The organism is Halomonas sp. AOP27-A1-41 (assembly GCF_052378605.1).
In the GTDB taxonomy this organism is placed as follows: domain Bacteria; phylum Pseudomonadota; class Gammaproteobacteria; order Pseudomonadales; family Halomonadaceae; genus Vreelandella; species Vreelandella citrativorans.
On the sequence record NZ_JBQSXT010000010.1, the window covers coordinates 13,026 to 33,783 of the forward strand.

Below are 20,758 nucleotides of genomic sequence, written 5' to 3' on the forward strand. Positions count from 1 at the left end.
AGGCATCACCAGCCGACGTGCCATTTCGCTCCAGATGCGTCGCTCGATGCCCTAGTGTTTTGGGAGGGCAATGGTTCCCTTAGCATTCGGCTTCCGTAATGAAGAGTTCTCCTAGCTCAGCGTTCAATACCGGCCCGTTGGCATAGTCCGAATGGCGCACTACCTCTGCGTAATGCCGCCCAGCTCGCAAATGCCTGGGCAGGTTGCGCTACGTAGGGTGCTAGGGCGATCTAGACAGAAATAAAGTTCAACATACAACCGTGCGGTTAGCTATTCCCATCGGAATATATTGATCCTGGTCGAGTAGGGGTAGTGAGCCTTCTAATTAGTTCTAAAAAGGAAAATTCCATGTCGTTACCCGAGTTGCTAGTAACCAAAGCCTATATTAATGGTCAGTGGCGTGATGCTCCCCATCATTTTGCTATCACCAATCCAGTAACGGGTGAATTGCTGGCTGAGGTTCCTGATCTGGATCCTGCCGCGGCGCGCGAGGCTATTGCAGCTGCAGAGGCTGCCTGGCCTGCCTGGAGAAAGCGCACGGTAAAGGATAGGGCGGCTCTGCTTCGAAATTGGTATGAGCGTATCATGGCCAATCAGGAGGCTCTGGCTCGGTTGATGACAATGGAGCAGGGTAAGCCGCTGGCTGAGTCTCGTGGAGAAGTGGCTTATGGAGCTTCTTTCGTCGAGTTTTATGCTGAAGAAGCCAAGCGCATGGCTGGGGAGACTCTGCCCAGTCATGGCGTCAACAAGCGTATCCTGGTATTCCGTGAATCGATAGGTGTAGTCGCGGCGATCACGCCATGGAACTTTCCGCTGGCCATGATCACCCGAAAATGTGCTCCGGCCATGGCGGCTGGTTGCCCTGTGGTGATCAAGCCCGCCGAGTCCACTCCACTGACCGCGCTTGCGCTGGCGCGTTTAGCGGATGATGCTGGTATACCTGCGGGCGTACTCAATGTGATTACCGCCGAGCAACCCGCAGCTATTGGCGAGGTTTTAACCTCTGATACTCGTGTTCGTAAGGTATCCTTTACAGGCTCTACCCCTGTAGGTAAGCGGTTGTTGGCTCAATGTGCGGATACAGTTAAGAAAGCGTCCATGGAGTTGGGCGGTAATGCTCCCTTCATCGTATTTGATGACGCCGACCTGGATGCAGCAGTGGAGGGTGCCATTGCGTCAAAATTTCGCAACTCAGGACAAACGTGCGTTTGCGCCAATCGACTTCTAGTTCAAGCTGACGTATATGATGCTTTCCTTGACAAATTGTCGGTACGTATACGGGAACTTAACGTCGGTAATGGCTTAGATGAAGGTGTAGATCAAGGACCGCTGATTAACCAAGCTGCGGTGGATAAAATTCAATCCCACATCAAAGATGCTTTGAGCAAGGGCGCCCGTCTTGTCTGTGGGGGTAAGCCCCACGAGCTGGGCGGCACATTTTTTGAGCCTACCTTGTTAGCTGATGTTACCTCTGAGATGCTCGTGGCGCGAGAGGAAACGTTTGGCCCTTTAGCCCCTGTATTCCGGTTTGAGACGGATGAGGAGGCCATTGCTATGGCAAATGATACCGAATTCGGCTTGGCTGCGTATTTCTTTGCTCGAGATTACCAGCGTATTTGGCACGTCATGGAAAGTCTGGAATGTGGCATGATTGCTGTCAATGAAGGTTTGCTAACTACAGAATTAGCCCCTTTTGGTGGCATTAAAGAATCGGGCCTTGGGAGGGAGGGGGCTCATTATGGTCTGGATGAATTTACAGAGCTGAAATATGTCTGTCTAGGAGGGCTATAGTGAGAAGCGGCTGTAAAACTAGCTAGCGCCCATCGAGAAACACATATTTTCAGTCAGTTCAGCTCGCCCCTGGGAATCGGGTTGAGCTGAGCGCCCTCAGAAAATTGAAAGCGGCTAAATACGAGGGCGGTCTCAGTGACCAAGTGCAACACCTGACCTATCAGGTATCGTACTGCCATGTCACATTGCTACCACCATCTCGCCCCTGAAGATCGAGCCGCCATTATGCAGATGCAGGCAAGCCATTCCATCCGCGCTACCGCCCGACATATCGGACGAGCACCCAGTACGGTATCCCGAGAAATAGCTCGGCATGCCTTCAGGGCAGATCAACGCTACGACGCCAGCCTAGCCGGACATCGGGCTCGATTGGCGCGTCATCGATCACGTCGCCAGCCCAAGCTGCATCCCGGTGGAGAGCTGTTCGAACTGGTGGGTACCTGCTTCGCAAGTACTGGTCACCTCAACAAATAGCGCGCACACTGAGAGTTATGTGTCCCAATGATTCCCGCCGTCGGGTATCGCATGAAGCTATCTATAACCCGCTTTACGTGATGCCACGCGGCACGCTCAAGAAAGAACTCGTTGCCTGTTTACGCCAGGGAAACGGCAAGCGCCGGCCCCGTAGTCGTGGCAAGGACCGACGTGGTTAATTACCGGATCTGGTCAGCATCCACCCCCGCCCACCCGAGACCGAAGATCGTCTTATGCCCGGCCACTGGGAAGGCGACTTAATCATGGGCGCTGATAATCAGTCAGCCGTCGGCACCCTGGTGGAACGCACAACCCTCCTGGTGGTCCTGGCGAAGATGCATGGCACCACGGCAACCGCGGCCTCCATCGGCTTCAGTGACAAGCTCAACGAGGTGCCACGAGCGCTACGGTTATGACCTACGATCAAGGCAAGGAAATGGCCGCCATGCCGAGATTACCCAGAAGACGGGCACGGCGATTTACTTTGCCGATCCGCATAGTCCTTGGCAGCGCGGTTCCAACGAAATCACCAATGGTCTGCTTCGTCAGTACTTGACAAAAGGCACAGACCTATCTGTCTACAGCCAGGAAGAACTCGATGCGATCGCCGATTCGATGAATACACGACCCCGTATGACATTGGACTGGCGCACGCCGCTGGAAGTTTACGCAGAAGTCCTTAGAAAATCAGTCGCTGGACCAGACACACTTCAATAGTGTTGCGCTTGGAATTTGAGATCGCCATGTCTAATAGGTCCGTTGGCGTTGATTTCCGGTGCCTACCCGAAGCATTGGATCAAGCGGTGAGGCTCTAGGAGGGCCATAGTGAAACGTCGGCGTCGGTCATAAATACAGAATCTGGCTAGACTCTGATTAACAAATTCATTTCTAGTAATCTTGAATTCAATCAATAAGCGCAGCACCTGCGGTATGTCCACCAGTGCTTCGACTGCCAGCGTCTGGTATTCCTGGATATTCTACTTGAGCTTCATGGCGATTCTGTTTGATCTTCTCTCTGTAAATTCTCTGCAATTCGCCTATGCAGAGAGGAGCAAGATGCTGATTTTAAAGAATTGTCTGAGATGTGAATCGTCCTACTAGGTACTCTTTGCCGCCATGTCCGCTGTGGGTCGTATTCCGCTATTAAACGGACGTTCAGCGTGGGCCGACATAACGCCGCGCTCTGCCGGTGCCCCGACAGTGACGATCGACTGCAGCTACTTGTTGGGCGCTACTCAATTGGTTGATCCTTGCTTTCCCCGTCGTAATAATCCACAACCGAGGAAGTGCGGTGGAGCTGCCTCAGGCTGGGCGCCTCGGCCGCATCGGCGTAGACGCCGATTTTGTCTGAGTCCGGATATTCGCAGATCTCTACTTCTGCCACATTCGACAATGACAGATAGCGCATAGGTTTGCTGCCAGTGTTGATAAGCTGATGAGCGACCTCAGCGCCGCCAGTGGGGCATGCAATGACATCGTGCTTGCGAATACGGTAATTCTGACCACCGAACCGCAGTTCACCCTCTCCCTCGAGGACAAGGAACACCTCTTCCTCGGCACGGTGCGAGTGGAATGGGCATTGTGCCACGCCCGGTGGCAATTCCGTCAGATTGTACCCAAGTTTTCGGGCACCAATAGCAGAACTAAACCGTGCTCGCCGATAGGTGTAGTAGCCATTTTCCTCAAGATCCTTGAGCTCGAGGTCGTCAAGATTCACAAAGGGTTTTGACATGGTTCCTCCAGGCAAACGGAGCTGACATCAACCGGTGCGCCGGCGAGAGAGATACCACTGCGCCCAATATCAATAAACGTACGTGCTGCCTTCGTCGAAATTACCGCTTCAGGTCGACACAAGAAATTGGATCGTTGCCGAAGTGAACCGCTGTCCGTTACAGGTCGTCACCAACTATACAGTTGAACTGCGGGAGAGCAGCTTTACTCCGTCTGGACGACACTCGCCCTTTGGAGACACATGCCGGTAGAGCGTCTGCCGGGTAATCCCAAGCTCCCGGCACAAGTCGCCGACCTTAGTTTCCGGCTGCCCCATGCTGGCCATCGTCAGGCGCAGCTTTGCAGCTGTCATCTTGTACGGCCGGCCACCCTTTCGGCCTCGTGCTCGTGCGGATGCGAGTCCCGCCTGCGTCCGTTCGGAAATCAGTTCACGCTCGAATTCAGATAAAGCAGCAAAGATCCCGAATACCAGCTTGCCAGCGGCAGTCGTGGTGTCAATGGATGCACCATGACCGGTCAGCACCTTTAGGCCGATGCCGCAGCCGGTTAGGTCATGGACGGTATTGATCAGATGGCGCAGGTCGCGCCCGAGTCAGTCCAGCTTCCACACGACCAAAGTGTCTCCTGGCCGGAGTGCTTTCAGGCAGTTCGTCAGGCCGGGTCGATCCTCACGTTTACCGGACGCCTGGTCTTCATAGATATGTGCCGGCTCGACACCGGCAGCGCTTAGCGCGTCGCGCTGTAGGTCGGTGGCTTGGGAGCCGTCAGCCTTGGATACCCGCATGTAACCTATCAGCATGTTGCACCTGTCACATATACGTTCGATTAAGTGACAGCGTGTGCAAGGAAGTGCGGGCCGTCAAATTTTGTCACTTAACCAGTCACTTATTTTACGACATGTAAAAGGGCTATTGGGCTCATAATGTGACAGGAATCCTGAATACAGTAGTCTGGTTTTTGCTATATCGGGAACGCCCATTCGGTAAAGTGCACCAATCGTATGGCCTAACGCGTCATGCTGGCGTTTATTGCGTGCGGGAAGGTCGTTGTTTCCCTTGGGAATAACCTCCCAGGTGCGCGAGACATGGGAAATACTGCTGGAAACACTCGTCAGCTTGCTGCGCACCGCCAGCATGGTGCGCTTGAAGTGAGCGCCGAGATGGCTGCGTATGCCGGTGTTGCTAAAGCCCAGACCGAACACGCCCTGACGGCGACCGATATGCGAGCTCAATCGTCCTAATTACTCGGCGGAATTAGCGTCTTTTTCCATCTGCAGAGAAAGAATGCATAACGCAATGGTCTGCACGACTAAATAAGCGGCATGTACCACTACCATGGAGAGAGGCGATGACATTGGGTACATATCAGACATCACATAAATGCCGAAGCCGTTATGCTGGAGATAACAGAAAAAGGTATGGTCTGCGATAACCACAGCTCCCCACGTTATCGCGCGCCAGTCGCGATAGGCCAATAGCACCGACAATAAGATGAAGATCAGAAAATGCTGTCAACTTCGATCAGGCCGGAGAGCAAGTGAATCTGCAGCGCAGAGAAGACCATAATGGAAGTGGCGACCAACAGGCGCATTGCGAGTGCTGTCGGCATTAGTGTCAGCAACGGTGCTATAAGTCCGTAAAGGGGGTGCAGATGAAATCTTGGACTACATCGGAGGTAGTTCATGTATTCATCCGCACCCCCAAAGCCGACAACCTTCATCGACGTTGACATTAGGAAGATGGCGAAGAACTGCACCAGCAAGGCCCCAGCGCCGACCAGCAGCGCCGAAGCCAACGACCATGAATGGGTGCCATGGCCAGTGTCGCTACAAACAGTGAAATACGAGGTGTTCTTCCGACAACCCAGCATGTCAAGACCAACCTGACGGACCATCTATACAATTAGGGGAGTGCGGCAAATCGTAGGCCAATAGCCTCGGTTTCTATGTGGTTGTCTGCTTACCTGATGAGCTGAATAAAGTCAATTAGTAACCAAATTATTTTTCGGGGGGATTACCCTAGCAAGCGCTTTGGCAATTTCTTGGGCTTTCTCGAAAAGCAGCTTGCCGAACCCTGCTCCTTTGAACTCATGCGCGAGGTAAATTCTTTCAATCTCCAGCCCTGCTCCTTCCTGCATCTCGGTTTGAGCACTTCCCCAATTTATTTTTAGGTAGCCCGCGCATAGGCCTTCGACTTCCAGCAGCCAGAACTGGGATTGTTCGCGCTGTAACTCATTTGCCATTTGATCGACAGAAAATGCTTGGCTCAGATACTTGCTCATGACTTCGGGCGGATAGAAATCAGAAAAGGTTTCAAGGTAAGTCTTACGGCCAATATCAACGAGCCCATTAGTATCTTCGAGGGTCGCCTGTCTAATCGTTAAGCTCATTTATTTTCTCTTTGAAGCAACGCATTTTGATGGTCAGCCTGGTAGTGGCTTCTGCTATTCGTAATACCATTTATAATCTTGGGAAGATAATGATCAGCGCGATAATCGTGTGCTCAAGGTGGGTAATATTCAAAAGTGCCTTCCTGTGGCAGGGGAGAGAGCATGTTAACCAAGAATGAGCCAACGTCCCTGTTGACCAACTTGATACTCTTAGGCGGGTTGTGGCGCTTCGAGCAGTAACTGCCTTGATAGAAGCGTCCACTGATCTTCCCAGTACTCAGTGGGCAGGCGTTTAAAGTCGCTGCGCACGTATTGAGAAATGCGTCCCTCCGCCTGGGCGGCGAGCAGGTTAGCGGCCGCTGAGGCTGGAATGCTGGCGCGGCGCCCTTCGCGCAGTTCGGCTTCACGAATAATCTGCTTGAGTTGTAGTTCCAAACGCTCAAATAGCTGATGAACGCGCTGGCGCAGGCGGGCTGTTTCGCCGGTCAATACATCGCCGCCCATCACTCGGGCAAGTCCTGGGTTCTTTTCGGTAAAGCCCAGTAGTAGCGCCAGAATAGTGCCACAGCGGGGGATGGCGTCGGGCACCTCTTCTAAAATACGCGTAATGCGTGCAAAAATGCTCTCTTCAATAAAGTCGATTAAGCCCTCAAACATTCGCGCTTTGCTGGGAAAGTGGCGGTACAGTGCCGCCTCGGAAACGCCGACCTGGCGTGCAAGGGCGGCCGTGGTAATACGCTTTCCACTATCTTCTTCCAGCATTAACGCGAGTGCTTGAAGAATCTGCTCGCGACGGCGAGGTTTACGGTCGTCACTCATGACGTTAGCCCTCCGTTGCCGTTAGCTCGCGTCAGTAATAAGCGTACCTACGCCAGCGTTGGTGAAAATCTCCAACAACACTGCATGGGGAACACGACCGTCGATAATATGCGCACTGTTAACGCCATTTTTAACGGCATCAAGCGCACAGCGTATTTTGGGCAGCATGCCGCCATAAATGGTGCCGTCGGCAATCAGGGCATCCACTTGAAGCGTGCTTAGCCCGGTTAATACCTTGCCTTCCGCATCCATGAGGCCGGCGACGTTGGTCAGTAGCATTAGCTTTTCAGCGTTTAATGCCTCGGCTAATTTACCCGCCACCAGGTCGGCGTTAATGTTGTAGCTATGGCCTTCATCGTCAACGCCGATGGGCGCGATCACTGGAATGAAGTCGCGGGCAGCGAGCATTTCGATCAGGTCTGTTGAAATGGACTCGACTTCTCCCACATGTCCAATATCGATAATTTCCGGAACGGTCATTTCGGGGCTTTGGTGCTCGACCTTTAGCTGGCGAGCACGAATTTGTGCGCCATCCTTCCCTGTTAGGCCTATTGCCTTGCCACCGCTTTGGTTAATCAGGTTGACGATGCTTTTGTTCACCAGTCCGCCCAGTACCATTTCAACCACGTCCATGGTCTGGGAGTCGGTCACGCGCATCCCGTTCACAAAGCGCGATTCGATATTAAGCTTTTCAAGCAGGCTGCCAATTTGTGGACCGCCGCCATGAACCACCACGGGATTAATGCCAACTTCTTTCATTAGCACGATATCACGTGCGAAAGAGTTGATGAGCGTGTCTTCAGTCATCGCATTGCCGCCGTACTTGACCACAACGGTTTTGCCGGAGAACTGCTGAATATAGGGGAGTGCTTCGGAAAGCACCTCCACAACGACCTGCGGGTCGCGACTGGCTGAATTCATCGTGTTGTCCCTTGCTTGCTGTTTTCTTTTATCCAGATGATACGTGGCTAATGAATATTGTTATCGTGCTGCATATCACGAGTGCGCGGTTAAGCTGGCATCTCGGGAATTTTGAGTGCCGGTGCCACACGAGCTAACGCGTTGACAAAACATTCCCGTATACGCATTAGTGCCACGGCATTTTTCCCTTCAAAGCGCATCACCAAGGCAGGTGTCGTGTTGGATGCGCGACATAGGCCCCAGCCATCGGGGTAATCAACGCGAATGCCATCCAGCGTGGTTTTAATACCTTCGCCGAAGTCACCTTCACGGGCAAGTGCCTCGATCAGGCCAAATTTTTCGTCATCACTAACGAGTATATTAATTTCTGGCGTGCTTGGATCTTGAGGAAAGCGGTCAAAAAAGGCGTCTGCATCTTCGTTATAAAGCGCCAGAATTTCCAGTAGGCGCGCGGCGGAATAAAGGCCGTCATCAAAACCATACCAGCGTTCTTTGAAGAAAATATGGCCGCTCATTTCCCCGCCCAGCAGAGCGTTGGTTGCCTTCATGCGCGCTTTAATCAGCGAATGGCCGGTACGCCACATTTCTGGCTCGCCGCCCGCTTCGCTAATGACTCGGGCAAGGTTACCCGTACATTTAATATCATAGACCACCCTAGCGCTTGGGTTACGCGAAAGCATGTCGGTCGCAAAGGCCATCAGGAGGTGGTCAGCGTAGATGATGCGGCCGCGCGGTGTAACAACGGCAACTCGGTCGCCATCACCGTCAAAGGCAAGCCCGATATCCGCGCCGGTTGTCTGAACACTCTTGATCAGGTCTTGCAGGTTTTCAGGCTTGCCGGGGTCAGGGTGGTGGTTAGGAAAATGGCCGTCAATCTCACCAAACAAGACCGTTGTTTCAACCCCCAGCTGCTTGATTAGCTCGGGGCCTAGCTCACCGGCTACGCCGTTACCACAGTCTACAACAGCTTTGATAGGGCGCTTAACGCTAACATCTTCCAAAATACGGGTAAGGTACGCGTGCCGGATGTCGTATTGATGAATGCTGCCCTGGCCGCTGGTGAGGTCATGGGTGTGAATGCGTTCATACAGCGCGGCAATAGCGTCGCCTGATAATGTTTCACCTGCCAGGACAATTTTGAAGCCATTGTAGTCGGGCGGGTTATGGCTGCCGGTCACCATGACCCCTGAGCAGCTCTCAGGCATCACGTGGGTGGCAAAGTAGAGAACAGGCGTGGGCACCATGCCGATATCAATAACGTCGCGCCCAGCGGCTGTTAAGCCTCGAATCAGGGCGGCTTGCAGGCGCTCGCCGGATAAGCGACCGTCTCTGGCAACGATGACACACTGCTCACCCCGGGCGGCCGCTTCTGAACCAATCGCACGGCCAATCCACTCTGCGGTGGATTCGCTCAGCGTGTTATCGACAATGCCGCGGATATCATAGGCACGAAAAATCGAAGCAGGTACATCCATTGGCTACTCCTGTCAGCGCGTAACGTTCGCCCGAGCCTTGTTAATGACGGACAGTATTAATGCCGCCCCGTATTAATGACGGCCAGTGCTGCCAAATCCGCCGCCGCCTCGGGTGGAGTCGGTAAAGGCATCAACAATAGAGAGTTCTGCTTGCACCACCGGCACGAGAACATACTGGGCTAGCCGCTCAAAAGGCGACAGTGTAAAAGCGCTTTGGCCGCGGTTCCACACCGAAATCATCAGCTCACCCTGGTAGTCTGAATCGATCAGACCTACCAGATTGCCCAATACAATGCCGTGTTTATGGCCCAGGCCCGAGCGGGGAAGAATCATGCCAGCAAGGCTTGGGTCTTCAATATAGATGGCAAGACCCGTTCGTACGAGCTGGCATTCGCCAGGATTGAGCGTTAGCGGTTCGTCGAGCAGCGCCCGCAGGTCCATGCCCGCAGCGCCATCAGTGGCGTAGTGCGGCATGTGGTCGTGTAAGCGCTCATCAAGCACTTTGCACTGCAGGCGGGGGCGGGTGGTCATGTAGAGCTCCAACATTTAAAAAAACGATAGTAAAAAGGATATTGAAAACAGCTTTAAAAATAGGTGCTAAGGGCTAGATCAGCGCTAGCGCTTGACGAACAATGACCTGCGCAAGCTGAGTTTTTGGCTGAGGGGATTCCAAACGCTGCTCGGTGCCTTGCGCTGTGCGCCAGAGCAGCAGCGCGGCATTCTCATTGCTGCCAAAGCCCAGGCCCGCTTGAGAGACGTCATTGGCGACAATCATATCAAGCCCCTTGCGGTTAAGCTTATCGTGGGCGTAATGCTCCAGTTGCTGTGTCTCTGCGGCAAACCCTACGACCAAGGGGCGTTGTTCGGTAGGCAGCGCGGCCACATCGGCAATGATGTCAGGATTTTTGATCAGTGTAAGCGTGAACGTATCACTATCTTCCTGCTTTTTAAGCTTGTGCTCGGCAGGCGAGGCCGAGCGATAATCAGCCACTGCCGCGCAGCCAATAAACAACGCCGCCTCAGGCGCCCGGTGCATGGCTTCTTGATGCATTTGCTCGGCCGATTCAACATCAATACGCGTAACGCCGTTGGGCGTTGGCAAGGCCACAGGCCCGCTAATCAGAGTAACCGTAGCGCCCTGCGCTACCGCCGCCGCCGCCAAGGCGTAGCCCATTTTACCTGAGCTGTGATTGGATAGGTAACGCACGGGATCAAGCGCTTCACGGGTAGGGCCTGCGGTAATGACTACATGAGGGGCGTTGCCTGCCTGGGGTGCACCTGAAAAGAGGCGTGCAACAACCTCAAAGATAGCATCAGGCTCGCTCATACGCCCTGGGCCTACATCGCCACATGCCTGGTCGCCCGCCGCGGGGCCGATAAGTTGCCAGCCATCAGCGTGCAGTTGCGCTACATTGCGTTGCGTCGCCGGGTGGCGCCACATGGCCTGGTTCATGGCCGGGGCGATCAGCCTAGGGGCCTCGCTGGCCAGGCACAGCGTGGTGAGTAAATCATCCGCCATGCCGTGGACCAGCCGAGCTATCAGGTCCGCCGTTGCGGGAGCGATCAGGATAATATCCGCCCAGCGGGCGAGCTCAATATGCCCCATCCCGGCTTCCGCTTCCGGGTCAAGCAGAGACGTGCGCACCGGCTCGCCGGATAACGCCTGCAGTGTCAGTGGCGTAATAAACGCCTGAGCACCACTGGTCATTACCACACGCACTTCACAACCGGCTTGTTTAAGCAGCCGCACGATCAGCGCGCTTTTGTAAGCCGCTATGCCTGCACTAATGCCCAACAGAATGCGTTTACCTGCAAGCGTTGAGAGCGTCGTTGGAGTAACAGAGGCAGAAACAGAAACCATGGTAAAGGGCCCACATGCGCGTTCTTAAAGAGGCTTACCATACCATTCGTCTTGCTAATTTGGCATGTTGCTACAAATAATGCGTAAGCTAGGTTTACTGAGCTTTTTGCGTACATGTCTTTGGGGTGAGGAGGTAGGGGGATGGGGATAAATCATTGGCCGGAGGGTGAGCGGCCACGAGAAAAGCTATTAACCATGGGCGCGCAGACGCTTTCTGATGCAGAGTTGCTGGCGATTTTCTTGCGCGTGGGCGTGCAGGGGCGCTCGGCGGTTGATTTGGCGCGTGATCTGCTCACCGCATTTGGCGGCCTGCGTCCGCTGCTGGAAGCGGACCAGGCAAGCTTTTGCGCGGCGCACGGTTTGGGAAGTGCCAAGTTTGCCCAACTGCAGGCCACGCTTGAGATTTCAAAGCGCCATTTAGCCAGCCAATTGGCACGTGGCAACGCGCTGACATCGCCTGAACTGGTGCGTCATTACCTGAGCTCTCAACTGCGCCATTTGGGGCATGAGGAGTTCGCGGTAATTTTTTTAGACACGCAGCACCGAATTATTCGCTATGAATCCCTGTTTCGCGGTACCCTAGACAGCGCCTCCGTTTACCCCCGCGAAGTTGCCAAGCGCGCATTAGAACTTAGCGCTGGCGCCGTTATCCTGGCCCACAATCACCCCTCCGGTGTGGCTGAGCCAAGCGATGCTGACCGTCGTATCACCGAACGCTTAAAAGAGGCCCTTGGCCTCTTTGACGTACGTGTCTTGGATCATTTCGTGGTGGGAGATGGAGACGTGGTCTCTTTTGCTGAGCGCGGCTGGCTATAGGCAGTAGATAGAGGGCAGGCATTTAATGTCTGCTGTCTAGGTAAAATACCTAAAAAGTGGCTTTTTTACGCCTTTTTAGACGGTTTTGCTTGCCGGTGGTCCGGTGCTCTGGTATAAAGTGCCACCTTTAAACTTGGGTTGAATAACGGATTTGGGTACAGCTAGACGGTTAACGGCGTCGACTCCCTCTCTTCCGGTTTGCCCGACAGTTTTGAACACTCAGGCTTATATCCTGGCCAAGCGGTTGGAGGCTCTCATGTCCAAAGTATGTCAGGTTACCGGCAAGCGTCCGGTAACTGGTAATAACGTTTCACACTCCCAGCGTAAGACACGTCGTCGTTTCTTGCCGAACCTGCACTCCCATCGTTTTTGGGTTGAAGCCGAAAACCGCTTCGTCAAGCTGCGCGTTTCCTCCAAGGGCATGCGCATCATCGACAAGAAAGGTATCGAGACGGTTCTGGCTGATATCCGTAAGCGCGGCGACGCCATCTAAGACAGCATTTTTGGGAGAGTAAAACCATGCGCGATAAGATCAAGCTGGTGTCCAGTGCCGGTACAGGCCACTTCTACACCACTGATAAGAACAAGCGGAACACGCCGGATAAGTTCGAATTCAAGAAATACGACCCGGTTGTCCGTAAGCACGTTATCTACAAGGAAGCCAAGATCAAGTAATCGCGTAAGCGATGATGATCGGCTTCCACTGCAGGCGAGCGCCTGTTGAAAAACCCGGCCCGTGCCGGGTTTTTGCATACATGGGGGTTGCAGATGCAGGCGACTTAATAGTGGCTTCGCATTGCCTGCCTTGTAAGTGCCTATCCTGTCGATATCCCTATCGTTAATCAGGTTCTCTTCATGCCCGAACTGCCCGAAGTCGAAACTACCAAGCGCGGTATTGCTCCCTATTTGGAAGGCCAGGAAATTACCGAGGTGCGTGTTCGCCAGCCGCGCTTGCGTGTTCCGGTGCCTGACGATTTGGCTGAGCGTTTGGTCGGTGCGCGCATCGGCACCCTGACTCGGCGTGCCAAATACCTGCAAATCCCTGTAAAGCAGTCGCCAAACGATGCAACGTTGCTGTGGCACCTGGGAATGTCGGGCAGTTTGCGCATTGCCCAAGTGGGGGATATCCCCAAAAAGCATGATCATGTCGATGTGGTCACCGCAGACGGCTATGTGTTGCGCTATCATGACCCACGTCGCTTTGGTTTTGTGGATTGGCAGTTAGGCGATGGGACGGCAGACCGGCGCCTTGTCCACCTTGGGCCTGAGCCGTTTGATGAGGCCTTTAATGGCCAGTGGCTATATGCGCTTTCGCGTAACAAGCGCGTGGCGGTAAAACCCTTTTTAATGGATAACCGGGTCGTGGTGGGCGCGGGGAATATTTACGCCACTGAAGCGCTGTTCATGGCCGGTATTGATCCTCGTCGTGCAGCCGGGCGTATTTCTCTTGCCCGCTATGAGCAGTTAGCGGCGGCTGTAAAAGAAGTATTGGCGGCGGCTATCACTCAAGGTGGTACCACGCTGCGCGATTTTGTGAGCGGCCAGGGTGAGCCTGGTTATTTTGCTCAGCGGTTAAATGTTTATGGGCGCCAGGGGCAGCCCTGCTTACGCTGCGGTAGGGAGCTTCGGCGTATTACGCTTGGCCAGCGCGCCAGTGTGTTTTGCCCTGGCTGTCAGCATTGATAGCTGATTACCCTTTTGTTATCTGTTGTCTACGCTTTTGGAGACTGTTGTGACTCAACGCCTGCGCTTAAATAAAAACGCCGATCGCCGCTTAAAAGCAGGCCATCTGTGGATCTACTCCAACGAAGTGGATATTAAAGAAACGCCGCTTAAGAATTTCACTGCTGGCGAAACCGCGTTGGTCGAGGCCTCTAACGGTAAAGTCCTGGGCGTGGCGTATATCAATCCGCACTCGCTGATTGCGGGTCGCGTGATGTCCCGTGATCCGGACATGCGTCTGGACCGTTCACTGTTTGTGCACCGTTTCAATCAAGCGCTGTCACTGCGTCAGCGTTTATATGCCAAGCCTTTTTACCGCCTGATTCACGGTGAGGGTGACCTGTTGCCAGGTCTGGTGATTGACCGGTTTGGCGATGTATTGGTTGTTCAGCTAAATACCGCCGGCATGCAGGCGCTGGCCGATGAGATTGTCGATGCGCTTGAGAAAGTGGTTAAGCCTGACGTCATCGTGTTCCGTAACGATACCGGCGGGCGTCGTCAGGAAGGGCTGGAAACTCACGTCGATGTAGTGAAAGGCACACTGCCCGATGAAGTATTGATCGAAGAGAACGGCACACGCTTTGCCGTGCCGGTGCTTAACGGTCAGAAAACCGGTTGGTTCTTTGATCACCGCGAGAACCGTGCCTGGCTGAACCGCCAGGTGGCTGGCAAGCGCGTGCTGGATGTCTTTAGCTATGTGGGTGGCTGGGGTGTCCAGGCGGCGGCCAATGGCGCCTCTGAGGTGCTGTGTATCGATGCTTCAGGCCCCGCGCTTGAGCAAGTGGCGCGAAATGCTGAGCTTAACGGTGTGCAAGAGCAGGTCGCCATTGGCGAAGGCGATGCCTTTGAAGCTTTGGCAGCACTAAAAGCCGATGGCGAACAGTTCGACGTGGTGGTTCTGGATCCGCCTGCGTTTATCAAGAAGCGTAAGGATATTCCTAATGGCGAGCGGGCCTATGCGCGCTTGAATCGCGAAGCGATGCGTTTGCTGGGCCGCGATGGCCTGTTGCTTTCAGCGTCGTGCTCCATGCACCTGGGGGAAGATCGCTTGGTAGATGTCGTGCGAGGCGCGGTACGTCATCAGGATCGCCATGGGCAGGTGATCTTCCAGGGCCATCAAGGGCCAGATCACCCCATTCACCCGGCCATTCCAGAAACCGCTTATCTTAAAGCGCTGGGCGTGCGCGTGTTTCGCGATTAATCCATTGAGTCATTAGGCGGGGTGGGCAAGCTGGATTAGCACGGTAGTGGCACAAGGAGCAGAGCAATGGAGTGGGCGTTACCCGATCCCTTTGTGATCGATATTCATGTTAGCGAAGCGGCGATAGATGATTATCAGCACGTGAATAACAGCGAATACCTGCGCTGGGTTGAGCAGGTTAGCTGGGCCCACTCCGAAGCCTTGGGGCTTTCCATCGAGCGCTACCGCGAGCTGGACCGCGCCCTGGCCATACATCGCCATGAGCTGGACTATCTTGCTCCTGCCTTTGCGGGTGATGAGCTTCAATTAGCGACGTGGGTCGTCGCCTGTGATGGGCGCTTTAGCCTTACCCGGCGTTTCGAGCTTAAGCGGGTGCGAGATGCCAAAATACTCTTCCAGGCGCGCACCCGGTTTGCGTGTATTGCGCTTTCAAGCGGGCGCCCCAAGCGCCTGCCAGAGGAGTATCAGAGAGTCTACGGCGGGGCCTTAATAACAGAGTGACGTTAAATTTTCGGTATAAAACCCTCAAACGCTGGATTTTTACTCCTGTAAAACGCCTTAACCGGCGTTTTTTTGTTTTGTGCTTAAGGAAGTGGTGGGTCGCTTGAGCTGTGCTGTAATGCTAAGACCGTTGTTTAATCTTACGCACAAAAAGAGAGATCGCTATGCAGATTGCCGTCCCCAAAGAGATCAAAAACCATGAATATCGTGTCGCCCTAACACCCACCGGCGTGCGTGAGCTTGCCCAGCGTGGCCACACCGTTAGTGTGCAGGCAGGCGCAGGAGAGGGCGCTGGTTTTAGCGATAGCGACTATGAGGCTGCGGGTGCGCAGATCGAAAGTGATGTCGACGCCTTGTGGAAGAATGCTGAGCTGATTCTTAAAGTAAAAGAGCCACAGGTGGAAGAGGTTGCGCGCCTCACTTCCCGGCATACGCTGTTTACCTATCTGCATCTTGCAGCGGAAGAAGCCCTGACGCGGGGCTTGATGGAGAGCGGGGCTACCTGTATCGCTTATGAAACGATTACAGATGCCAATGGTGGGCTGCCGCTGCTTGCGCCAATGAGTACTGTGGCTGGGCGTATGGCCGTTCAAGCAGGGGCGCATGGCCTGGAAAAAGCCCAAGGGGGCGCTGGCGTTCTGTTGCCGGGCGTGCCGGGGGTTGCACCGGCAACCGTCACCGTAATAGGCGGCGGCGTCGTAGGTGAAAACGCCGCGAGAATGGCGCTGGGGCTGGGCGCGGATGTCACTATTCTGGATAACTCACTGGCGCGGCTAGACGTTCTGGATAGCCGCTACCAGGGGCGCATCAAAACGGTTTATTCCACCGCCGATGCGCTGGATAACGCTGTGCGCGAGTCTGATATGATTATTGGCGCCGTGTTAATCCCGGGCGCGGCGGCGCCCAAGTTGATTACCCACGCTATGCTGAGCGATATGAAGCCAGGCAGCGTGCTGGTGGATGTAGCGATTGATCAGGGTGGCTGCTTTGAAACCAGTAAGCCCACCACTCACGCCGAGCCTACGTATATCGTGGAGGGCATTGTTCATTACTGTGTAGCCAATATGCCGGGCGGCGTATCACGCACGTCAACCCTTGGACTCACCAATGCCACGCTGCCCTTCGTGCTGGCGCTGGCCGATAAAGGCTGGCAGCAGGCGCTACACGACGATCCTCACTTTCTGCCAGGGCTTAATGTGCATGCAGGGCAGGTGACCTACCAGGCCGTTGCCGATGCCTTTGGTTTGGCGTGTATCGCCCCAGCAAGCGCGGCATCACGATAAGTACGAATGACCGATCAGGTGCGCTAACCCGCAGGGCGCGACAGTGGGTTTTTAATGTTTGTCATCGTTAGTAATGAGGCGGCACCTCATCTTCAGGGCGGCTTTCCCCCTGATGGTCGCCTGCCTGGAACGCTTGATGCTGTTCACGCAGGCGTTCACGCATTAATGCGCTAAGCTGTTCTAGCTTGGCAAGCCGCTTTTCCTGTTGGGCAACTGCTTGGTCAAGCGTGTCCAGCCAGTGCTCCTGGTAAGCCAGGCGGCTTTCGAGATTTTCGAAAAGTTGATTTAGCTCAGCAGGAGAAAAGTCTTGTGTCATGGTAACATGGCAACCTTGTGTAATATGTCCGGTACTGTTAGGAATGGGCCTGATGGTTCGGGTATTGTCTTTCGTTCGTTACCCATACAACAAGAGAGCTTTTATCATCTATGAATCCAAAAGTTGTGTTTCGCTGTTTCTTAATCAGTGTATTACTAGCCGCCCCCACGCCGCTTTTGCTGGCGGGGATTGTTCATTTAACCAACGCGCCTCTGGCCGATTTATGGCAGGCAGAGTTAGCCATTAGCGGTATCAGTGGTGTTTACATTGCCGTTGCCTTGGGCAGCTTCATCGTTTTATTTATAGGTACGTTAGCGTCGGCTGCTCTGGCTCCTCCGCTAGTCGTTAAACCGAAAGTAGAAAGCTCAGGCGACACGCGTGTTAAAGCTGCGCCGCGTCAGCCCCAGCCTGCCGACGAACGGGACGATGAAGAGGAAGACGTCATCGACCCCAACGACGGTCGGGAAGAGGGTGAAGTAAAGTGGTTTAACACCAATAAAGGCTATGGCTTTATTACTCGTGATAATGGCGAAGATGTGTTTGTTCACTTTCGTGCTATTCGGGGTCGCGGCCCGCGTATGCTGGCAGAAGGCCAAATTGTGCGTTACCACGTCATCAAGAATGACCGTGGTTTACAGGCCGATGATGTGAGCATTATTGAGTAGCATGTCCACAAGCGTAGTACCAATGTGAACATAATCGACCCCGCCCCGGCGGGGTCGATTGCATTTCAAGAACAGTCTTCAAAAATAGTCTTAAAAAAAAACCGCCTTTATGCCGTCTTCTTTCAGGCAGCGTTAGCGGCCTGAGTCGGGCCACTCAATAGCGCCTTCTTTTCCACCGGGTAGCACCTGCCAGAAGCGGTCAGGATCATCGCCTGGATGCCAGCCGCCAAGCGAGCAGCGCACTTCCGTTTGCAGCGCCTCTGCGGCGTGTTGCGCGCACTCCTGGTCGGTCATCCAAGGCGTATGGCTACTGTCAAACCATAAGCTTGCAAAGCGGTCAGCTGCTTTTTCGACCAGTAGTATGGGCACCTCTTTCCCCTGGTGTTGACCATGGGTTTTCCACTTGCCTTTGCCGGCAGGGCTTAATGGCGGTGCAGCAAGCGCACTGGCAAGCCATGCGTTAAGCGCTTCCAGTGAAATGCTGGCGACATACACTTCAATGTCCGGGTAGCGCTCCATCATACGTTGACCTCATCAAGCGTGAGTAGGGCCTGAAGCGTTGCCTCATAGATGCGGCTCAAATCATCCAGGTCGCTAGCGCGTACGCGCTCATTCACTTTGTGGATAGTGTCGTTAAGCGGGCCAAGTTCCACCACTTGAGCACCCAAGGTGGCAATAAAACGCCCGTCAGAAGTACCGCCGCTGGTGGATAGCGCGGGGCGCTTGCCGGTCACGGCTTCAACACCGCGTACGGCCGCGTTAACAAGCTCGCCTTCTGCGGTTAGGAACGGCTCGCCGTTCAGCGTCCAGTCCAGCTGATACGCTAGGCCGTACTGGTCAAGAATCGCCTCGGTACGCGCCTTAAGCTGCTCATGCGTCACTTCTGTCGAGAAGCGGAAGTTGAATACTGCTTCTACTTCGCCGGGGATGACGTTAGTCGCCCCAGTGCCCGCTCGCAGGTTGGAAATCTGAAAGCTGGTGGCCGGGAAAAAATCATTGCCCTCATCCCAGTGCTCATTGATGAGCGCATCCAGCGCGGGCATCGCCTGGTGAATGGGATTACGCGCCAGGTGCGGGTAGGCCACATGCCCCTGTATCCCCTGAATACGTAAAACGCCGCCCAGCGAGCCGCGGCGACCATTCTTGATCACGTCGCCAAGGTGTTCGGTAGAGGAGGGTTCGCCGACGATACAGTAATCAAGCCGCTCATTGCGTTCGCGCAACTGCTCGACCATGGCGCGAGTGCCATCCACTGCAGGGCCTTCCTCATCGGAGGTGATTAAAAACGCAATACGCCCATCGTGGTCGGGGTAGCGAGCCACGAAACGCTCCACAGCGGTTAGCATAGCGGCCAGACTGCCCTTCATATCGGCGGCGCCACGGGCACAAAGCATGCCGTGATCGTCAATACAGGGAGCAAACGGCGGGAATTCCCAGCCATTTGGTGGCCCGCTGGGCACGACATCGGTATGACCCGCAAGGGCAATGACTGGGCCGTGGTGGCCCCGCACTGCCCAGAAGTTCTGTACATCGCCAAACGGCATGCGCTCAATATGAAAACCGAGCGCCGTTAAGCGCTCGATCATTACGTCCTGGCAGCCTTCATCATCCGGCGTCACTGACGGGCGGCTGAGCAGCTCAAAGGCAAGCTGTAGCGTGGGCGACAGCGTGTCAGGCTCAGTTATGGGCATGCAGCGCCTCATTTAGCGCGATGGCGCTTTTATTGGTCAGGCACTCGACGCGGCCATTTTTAGAGTTGCGGCGTAGCAGCAGGTCGTTTTGGCCCGCTAGTTCACGCGCCGCCAGGGTTTTCACTTCGTTGCCCTGGTCGTCCAGCAAGGCCACTTTGGTGCCTGCGGTGATATACAAGCCGGACTCCACCGTGCAGCGGTCGCCCAGCGGAATGCCGATACCGGCATTGGCGCCGATCAAGCAGCCTTCGCCGACCTTGATAACAATATTGCCACCGCCTGACAGCGTGCCCATGGTGGAGCAACCACCGCCCAGGTCAGACCCTTTGCCGACCATCACGCCGGCTGAAATACGGCCTTCAATCATGCCGGGGCCTTCGGTGCCTGCATTGAAGTTAACAAAACCTTCATGCATTACCGTGGTGCCTTCACCCAAATGAGCGCCCAGGCGTACCCGCGCCGTGTCGGCAATGCGTACACCGGCCGGCACAACGTAATCGGTCATTTTGGGGAATTTATCGACACAGTCGACGGACAGCGCACGGCCGGCGAGGCGGGCTTTCAGGCGACGCGCTGGTAGCTCTTCGATATCGATGGCGCCTTCATTGGTCCAGGCAATATTGCGCAGCAGGCCAAACATGCCGGTCAGGTCAAGACCATGCGGCTTGACCAGGCGATGCGATAGCAGGTGCAGCTTAAGATAGACCTCTGGCGCCGTTTGCGGAGCCTGATCCGTTTCCAGGAACATGGCCACTAATGGGCGCTGGCTGGTGGCCAGCGCCTCAGCAAGCTCAGCCTGTTCAGGGTGCCCGGCTGCCTCAAGCGCTTTGGCTAAGCGGGTGCAGTCTTCTGGCAAAAAGCTAACGGCGACATTGCCCTGCGGCGCATCAAGCGCTTGTTTGGCCGCATTTATCAGGCTTTCCTGCGGGCTGAAGAGCGGTGCCGGGTAGTAAATTTCCAGCCAATCGCCTTGAGTGTTTTGCGTGCCAATTCCAAGCGCAAAGCTCAGCATAAAAGTTCATCCTGTTGTTGATAACGTTGTTAACCGGGTCATTAGCTAACGTAAAAGCGGCGGAATAACAAAGTGTTGATTCAAAAATAAG

Annotated in this window: 23 protein-coding genes and 2 pseudogenes; 11 read left to right on the forward strand and 14 right to left on the reverse strand. The window is 54.6% G+C overall.

All coding sequences use genetic code 11. The annotated features are described in order from the left end of the window. Positions 1-348: 348 nt before the first annotated feature. A complete protein-coding gene (locus tag ACT3TC_RS08370) occupies positions 349-1,791 on the forward strand; it encodes an NAD-dependent succinate-semialdehyde dehydrogenase (protein WP_444639729.1) in 1,443 nt (480 codons plus the stop codon). A 177-nt stretch (positions 1,792-1,968) separates the two neighbouring features. Continuing rightward, a pseudogene (locus ACT3TC_RS08375) lies at positions 1,969-2,982 on the forward strand (IS30 family transposase). Between the two features lie 514 nt (positions 2,983-3,496). Here the strand turns inward: ACT3TC_RS08375 and ACT3TC_RS08380 are convergent. Together ACT3TC_RS08380 and ACT3TC_RS08385 are read right to left on the reverse strand one after the other, a co-directional pair. Beyond that, the gene (locus ACT3TC_RS08380; RefSeq protein ID WP_444639730.1) at positions 3,497-3,997 is read right to left on the reverse strand and encodes a cupin domain-containing protein; all 501 of its coding nucleotides are present in this window, start codon (positions 3,995-3,997) and stop codon (positions 3,497-3,499) included. Between the two features lie 174 nt (positions 3,998-4,171). After that, a pseudogene (locus ACT3TC_RS08385) lies at positions 4,172-4,795 on the reverse strand (recombinase family protein). Positions 4,796-5,080: 285 nt separating this feature from the next. On the opposite strand from ACT3TC_RS08385, the gene ACT3TC_RS08390 reads away from it, so the two are divergent. Next, positions 5,081-5,236, forward strand: coding sequence for a hypothetical protein (locus tag ACT3TC_RS08390; protein WP_444639731.1), 156 nt, complete (start codon positions 5,081-5,083; stop codon positions 5,234-5,236). On the opposite strand, the gene ACT3TC_RS08395 is transcribed toward ACT3TC_RS08390, so the two are convergent. From ACT3TC_RS08395 to coaBC, 8 genes are all read right to left on the reverse strand, one after another. After that, a complete protein-coding gene (locus tag ACT3TC_RS08395; protein ID WP_444639733.1) occupies positions 5,237-5,431 on the reverse strand; it encodes a hypothetical protein in 195 nt (64 codons plus the stop codon). 62 nt (positions 5,432-5,493) lie between these two features. Continuing rightward, complete coding sequence (locus tag ACT3TC_RS08400) at positions 5,494-5,865, reverse strand: hypothetical protein (RefSeq protein WP_444639734.1); 372 nt, start codon at positions 5,863-5,865, stop codon at positions 5,494-5,496. A gap of 111 nt (positions 5,866-5,976) precedes the next feature. Continuing rightward, a complete protein-coding gene (locus tag ACT3TC_RS08405; RefSeq protein WP_444639736.1) occupies positions 5,977-6,384 on the reverse strand; it encodes a GNAT family N-acetyltransferase in 408 nt (135 codons plus the stop codon). Between the two features lie 210 nt (positions 6,385-6,594). Then, the gene (slmA, locus tag ACT3TC_RS08410; RefSeq protein ID WP_444639737.1) at positions 6,595-7,203 is read right to left on the reverse strand and encodes a nucleoid occlusion factor SlmA; all 609 of its coding nucleotides are present in this window, start codon (positions 7,201-7,203) and stop codon (positions 6,595-6,597) included. Positions 7,204-7,224: 21 nt separating this feature from the next. After that, positions 7,225-8,124 carry an acetylglutamate kinase gene (gene argB / locus ACT3TC_RS08415; RefSeq protein WP_193055420.1) on the reverse strand — a complete coding sequence of 300 codons (900 nt, stop codon included), beginning with the start codon at positions 8,122-8,124 and terminating at the stop codon, positions 7,225-7,227. 89 nt (positions 8,125-8,213) lie between these two features. After that, complete coding sequence (locus ACT3TC_RS08420; protein WP_444639738.1) at positions 8,214-9,599, reverse strand: phosphomannomutase/phosphoglucomutase; 1,386 nt, start codon at positions 9,597-9,599, stop codon at positions 8,214-8,216. Positions 9,600-9,671: 72 nt separating this feature from the next. Beyond that, a complete protein-coding gene (gene dut, locus ACT3TC_RS08425; protein WP_172118511.1) occupies positions 9,672-10,130 on the reverse strand; it encodes a dUTP diphosphatase in 459 nt (152 codons plus the stop codon). A 73-nt stretch (positions 10,131-10,203) separates the two neighbouring features. Next, complete coding sequence (gene coaBC, locus ACT3TC_RS08430; protein WP_444639739.1) at positions 10,204-11,460, reverse strand: bifunctional phosphopantothenoylcysteine decarboxylase/phosphopantothenate--cysteine ligase CoaBC; 1,257 nt, start codon at positions 11,458-11,460, stop codon at positions 10,204-10,206. 141 nt (positions 11,461-11,601) lie between these two features. On the opposite strand from coaBC, the gene radC reads away from it, so the two are divergent. From radC to ald, 7 genes are all read left to right on the forward strand, one after another. Further along, complete coding sequence (gene radC / locus ACT3TC_RS08435) at positions 11,602-12,276, forward strand: RadC family protein (protein WP_172118509.1); 675 nt, start codon at positions 11,602-11,604, stop codon at positions 12,274-12,276. Positions 12,277-12,532: 256 nt separating this feature from the next. After that, positions 12,533-12,769 (forward strand): 50S ribosomal protein L28, encoded by a 237-nt coding sequence (gene rpmB / locus ACT3TC_RS08440; RefSeq protein WP_172118508.1) that lies wholly within the window; start codon positions 12,533-12,535, stop codon positions 12,767-12,769. Between the two features lie 26 nt (positions 12,770-12,795). Continuing rightward, positions 12,796-12,951, forward strand: coding sequence for a 50S ribosomal protein L33 (rpmG, locus tag ACT3TC_RS08445; RefSeq protein ID WP_009098622.1), 156 nt, complete (start codon positions 12,796-12,798; stop codon positions 12,949-12,951). 180 nt (positions 12,952-13,131) lie between these two features. Next, complete coding sequence (mutM, locus tag ACT3TC_RS08450) at positions 13,132-13,959, forward strand: bifunctional DNA-formamidopyrimidine glycosylase/DNA-(apurinic or apyrimidinic site) lyase (protein ID WP_172118507.1); 828 nt, start codon at positions 13,132-13,134, stop codon at positions 13,957-13,959. 49 nt (positions 13,960-14,008) lie between these two features. Beyond that, entirely contained in the window at positions 14,009-15,199 is a 1,191-nt protein-coding gene (locus tag ACT3TC_RS08455) for a class I SAM-dependent rRNA methyltransferase (RefSeq protein ID WP_444621790.1), read from the forward strand. Positions 15,200-15,265: 66 nt separating this feature from the next. Further along, positions 15,266-15,700, forward strand: coding sequence for an acyl-CoA thioesterase (locus ACT3TC_RS08460; RefSeq protein ID WP_444621791.1), 435 nt, complete (start codon positions 15,266-15,268; stop codon positions 15,698-15,700). Between the two features lie 164 nt (positions 15,701-15,864). After that, positions 15,865-16,983, forward strand: coding sequence for an alanine dehydrogenase (gene ald / locus ACT3TC_RS08465; RefSeq protein WP_444621792.1), 1,119 nt, complete (start codon positions 15,865-15,867; stop codon positions 16,981-16,983). A 67-nt stretch (positions 16,984-17,050) separates the two neighbouring features. Here the strand turns inward: ald and ACT3TC_RS08470 are convergent, their stop codons facing one another. Continuing rightward, complete coding sequence (locus ACT3TC_RS08470; RefSeq protein WP_193055199.1) at positions 17,051-17,299, reverse strand: SlyX family protein; 249 nt, start codon at positions 17,297-17,299, stop codon at positions 17,051-17,053. Positions 17,300-17,409: 110 nt separating this feature from the next. Here ACT3TC_RS08470 and ACT3TC_RS08475 point away from each other — a divergent pair, with 110 nt between their 5' ends. Next, positions 17,410-17,964 (forward strand): cold-shock protein, encoded by a 555-nt coding sequence (locus ACT3TC_RS08475; RefSeq protein WP_216658099.1) that lies wholly within the window; start codon positions 17,410-17,412, stop codon positions 17,962-17,964. A gap of 132 nt (positions 17,965-18,096) precedes the next feature. On the opposite strand, the gene ACT3TC_RS08480 is transcribed toward ACT3TC_RS08475, so the two are convergent. From ACT3TC_RS08480 to dapD, 3 genes are read right to left on the reverse strand one after another with little or no spacing between them, the layout of a single operon-like run. Further along, positions 18,097-18,486, reverse strand: coding sequence for a hypothetical protein (locus ACT3TC_RS08480; RefSeq protein WP_087110018.1), 390 nt, complete (start codon positions 18,484-18,486; stop codon positions 18,097-18,099). Then, the gene (gene dapE, locus ACT3TC_RS08485) at positions 18,483-19,655 is read right to left on the reverse strand and encodes a succinyl-diaminopimelate desuccinylase (RefSeq protein WP_444639741.1); all 1,173 of its coding nucleotides are present in this window, start codon (positions 19,653-19,655) and stop codon (positions 18,483-18,485) included. Before dapE ends, ACT3TC_RS08480 begins: the two co-directional genes overlap by 4 nt. Next, complete coding sequence (dapD, locus tag ACT3TC_RS08490; RefSeq protein WP_172118502.1) at positions 19,642-20,667, reverse strand: 2,3,4,5-tetrahydropyridine-2,6-dicarboxylate N-succinyltransferase; 1,026 nt, start codon at positions 20,665-20,667, stop codon at positions 19,642-19,644. The genes dapE and dapD overlap by 14 nt, the downstream gene beginning before the upstream one ends. Positions 20,668-20,758 lie beyond the last annotated feature (91 nt).

Coding starts and splice junctions, on each gene's coding strand:
- ACT3TC_RS08370 (WP_444639729.1), top strand. CDS start 349: ATGTCGTTACCCGAGTTGCTAGTAACCAAAGCCTATATTAATGGTCAG.
- ACT3TC_RS08380 (WP_444639730.1), bottom strand. CDS start 3,997: ATGTCAAAACCCTTTGTGAATCTTGACGACCTCGAGCTCAAGGATCTT.
- ACT3TC_RS08390 (WP_444639731.1), top strand. CDS start 5,081: ATGGGAAATACTGCTGGAAACACTCGTCAGCTTGCTGCGCACCGCCAG.
- ACT3TC_RS08400 (WP_444639734.1), bottom strand. CDS start 5,865: ATGCTGGGTTGTCGGAAGAACACCTCGTATTTCACTGTTTGTAGCGAC.
- ACT3TC_RS08405 (WP_444639736.1), bottom strand. CDS start 6,384: ATGAGCTTAACGATTAGACAGGCGACCCTCGAAGATACTAATGGGCTC.
- slmA (WP_444639737.1), bottom strand. CDS start 7,203: ATGAGTGACGACCGTAAACCTCGCCGTCGCGAGCAGATTCTTCAAGCA.
- argB (WP_193055420.1), bottom strand. CDS start 8,124: ATGAATTCAGCCAGTCGCGACCCGCAGGTCGTTGTGGAGGTGCTTTCC.
- ACT3TC_RS08420 (WP_444639738.1), bottom strand. CDS start 9,599: ATGGATGTACCTGCTTCGATTTTTCGTGCCTATGATATCCGCGGCATT.
- dut (WP_172118511.1), bottom strand. CDS start 10,130: ATGACCACCCGCCCCCGCCTGCAGTGCAAAGTGCTTGATGAGCGCTTA.
- coaBC (WP_444639739.1), bottom strand. CDS start 11,460: ATGGTTTCTGTTTCTGCCTCTGTTACTCCAACGACGCTCTCAACGCTT.
- radC (WP_172118509.1), top strand. CDS start 11,602: ATGGGGATAAATCATTGGCCGGAGGGTGAGCGGCCACGAGAAAAGCTA.
- rpmB (WP_172118508.1), top strand. CDS start 12,533: ATGTCCAAAGTATGTCAGGTTACCGGCAAGCGTCCGGTAACTGGTAAT.
- rpmG (WP_009098622.1), top strand. CDS start 12,796: ATGCGCGATAAGATCAAGCTGGTGTCCAGTGCCGGTACAGGCCACTTC.
- mutM (WP_172118507.1), top strand. CDS start 13,132: ATGCCCGAACTGCCCGAAGTCGAAACTACCAAGCGCGGTATTGCTCCC.
- ACT3TC_RS08460 (WP_444621791.1), top strand. CDS start 15,266: ATGGAGTGGGCGTTACCCGATCCCTTTGTGATCGATATTCATGTTAGC.
- ald (WP_444621792.1), top strand. CDS start 15,865: ATGCAGATTGCCGTCCCCAAAGAGATCAAAAACCATGAATATCGTGTC.
- ACT3TC_RS08470 (WP_193055199.1), bottom strand. CDS start 17,299: ATGACACAAGACTTTTCTCCTGCTGAGCTAAATCAACTTTTCGAAAAT.
- ACT3TC_RS08475 (WP_216658099.1), top strand. CDS start 17,410: ATGAATCCAAAAGTTGTGTTTCGCTGTTTCTTAATCAGTGTATTACTA.
- ACT3TC_RS08480 (WP_087110018.1), bottom strand. CDS start 18,486: ATGATGGAGCGCTACCCGGACATTGAAGTGTATGTCGCCAGCATTTCA.
- dapE (WP_444639741.1), bottom strand. CDS start 19,655: ATGCCCATAACTGAGCCTGACACGCTGTCGCCCACGCTACAGCTTGCC.
- dapD (WP_172118502.1), bottom strand. CDS start 20,667: ATGCTGAGCTTTGCGCTTGGAATTGGCACGCAAAACACTCAAGGCGAT.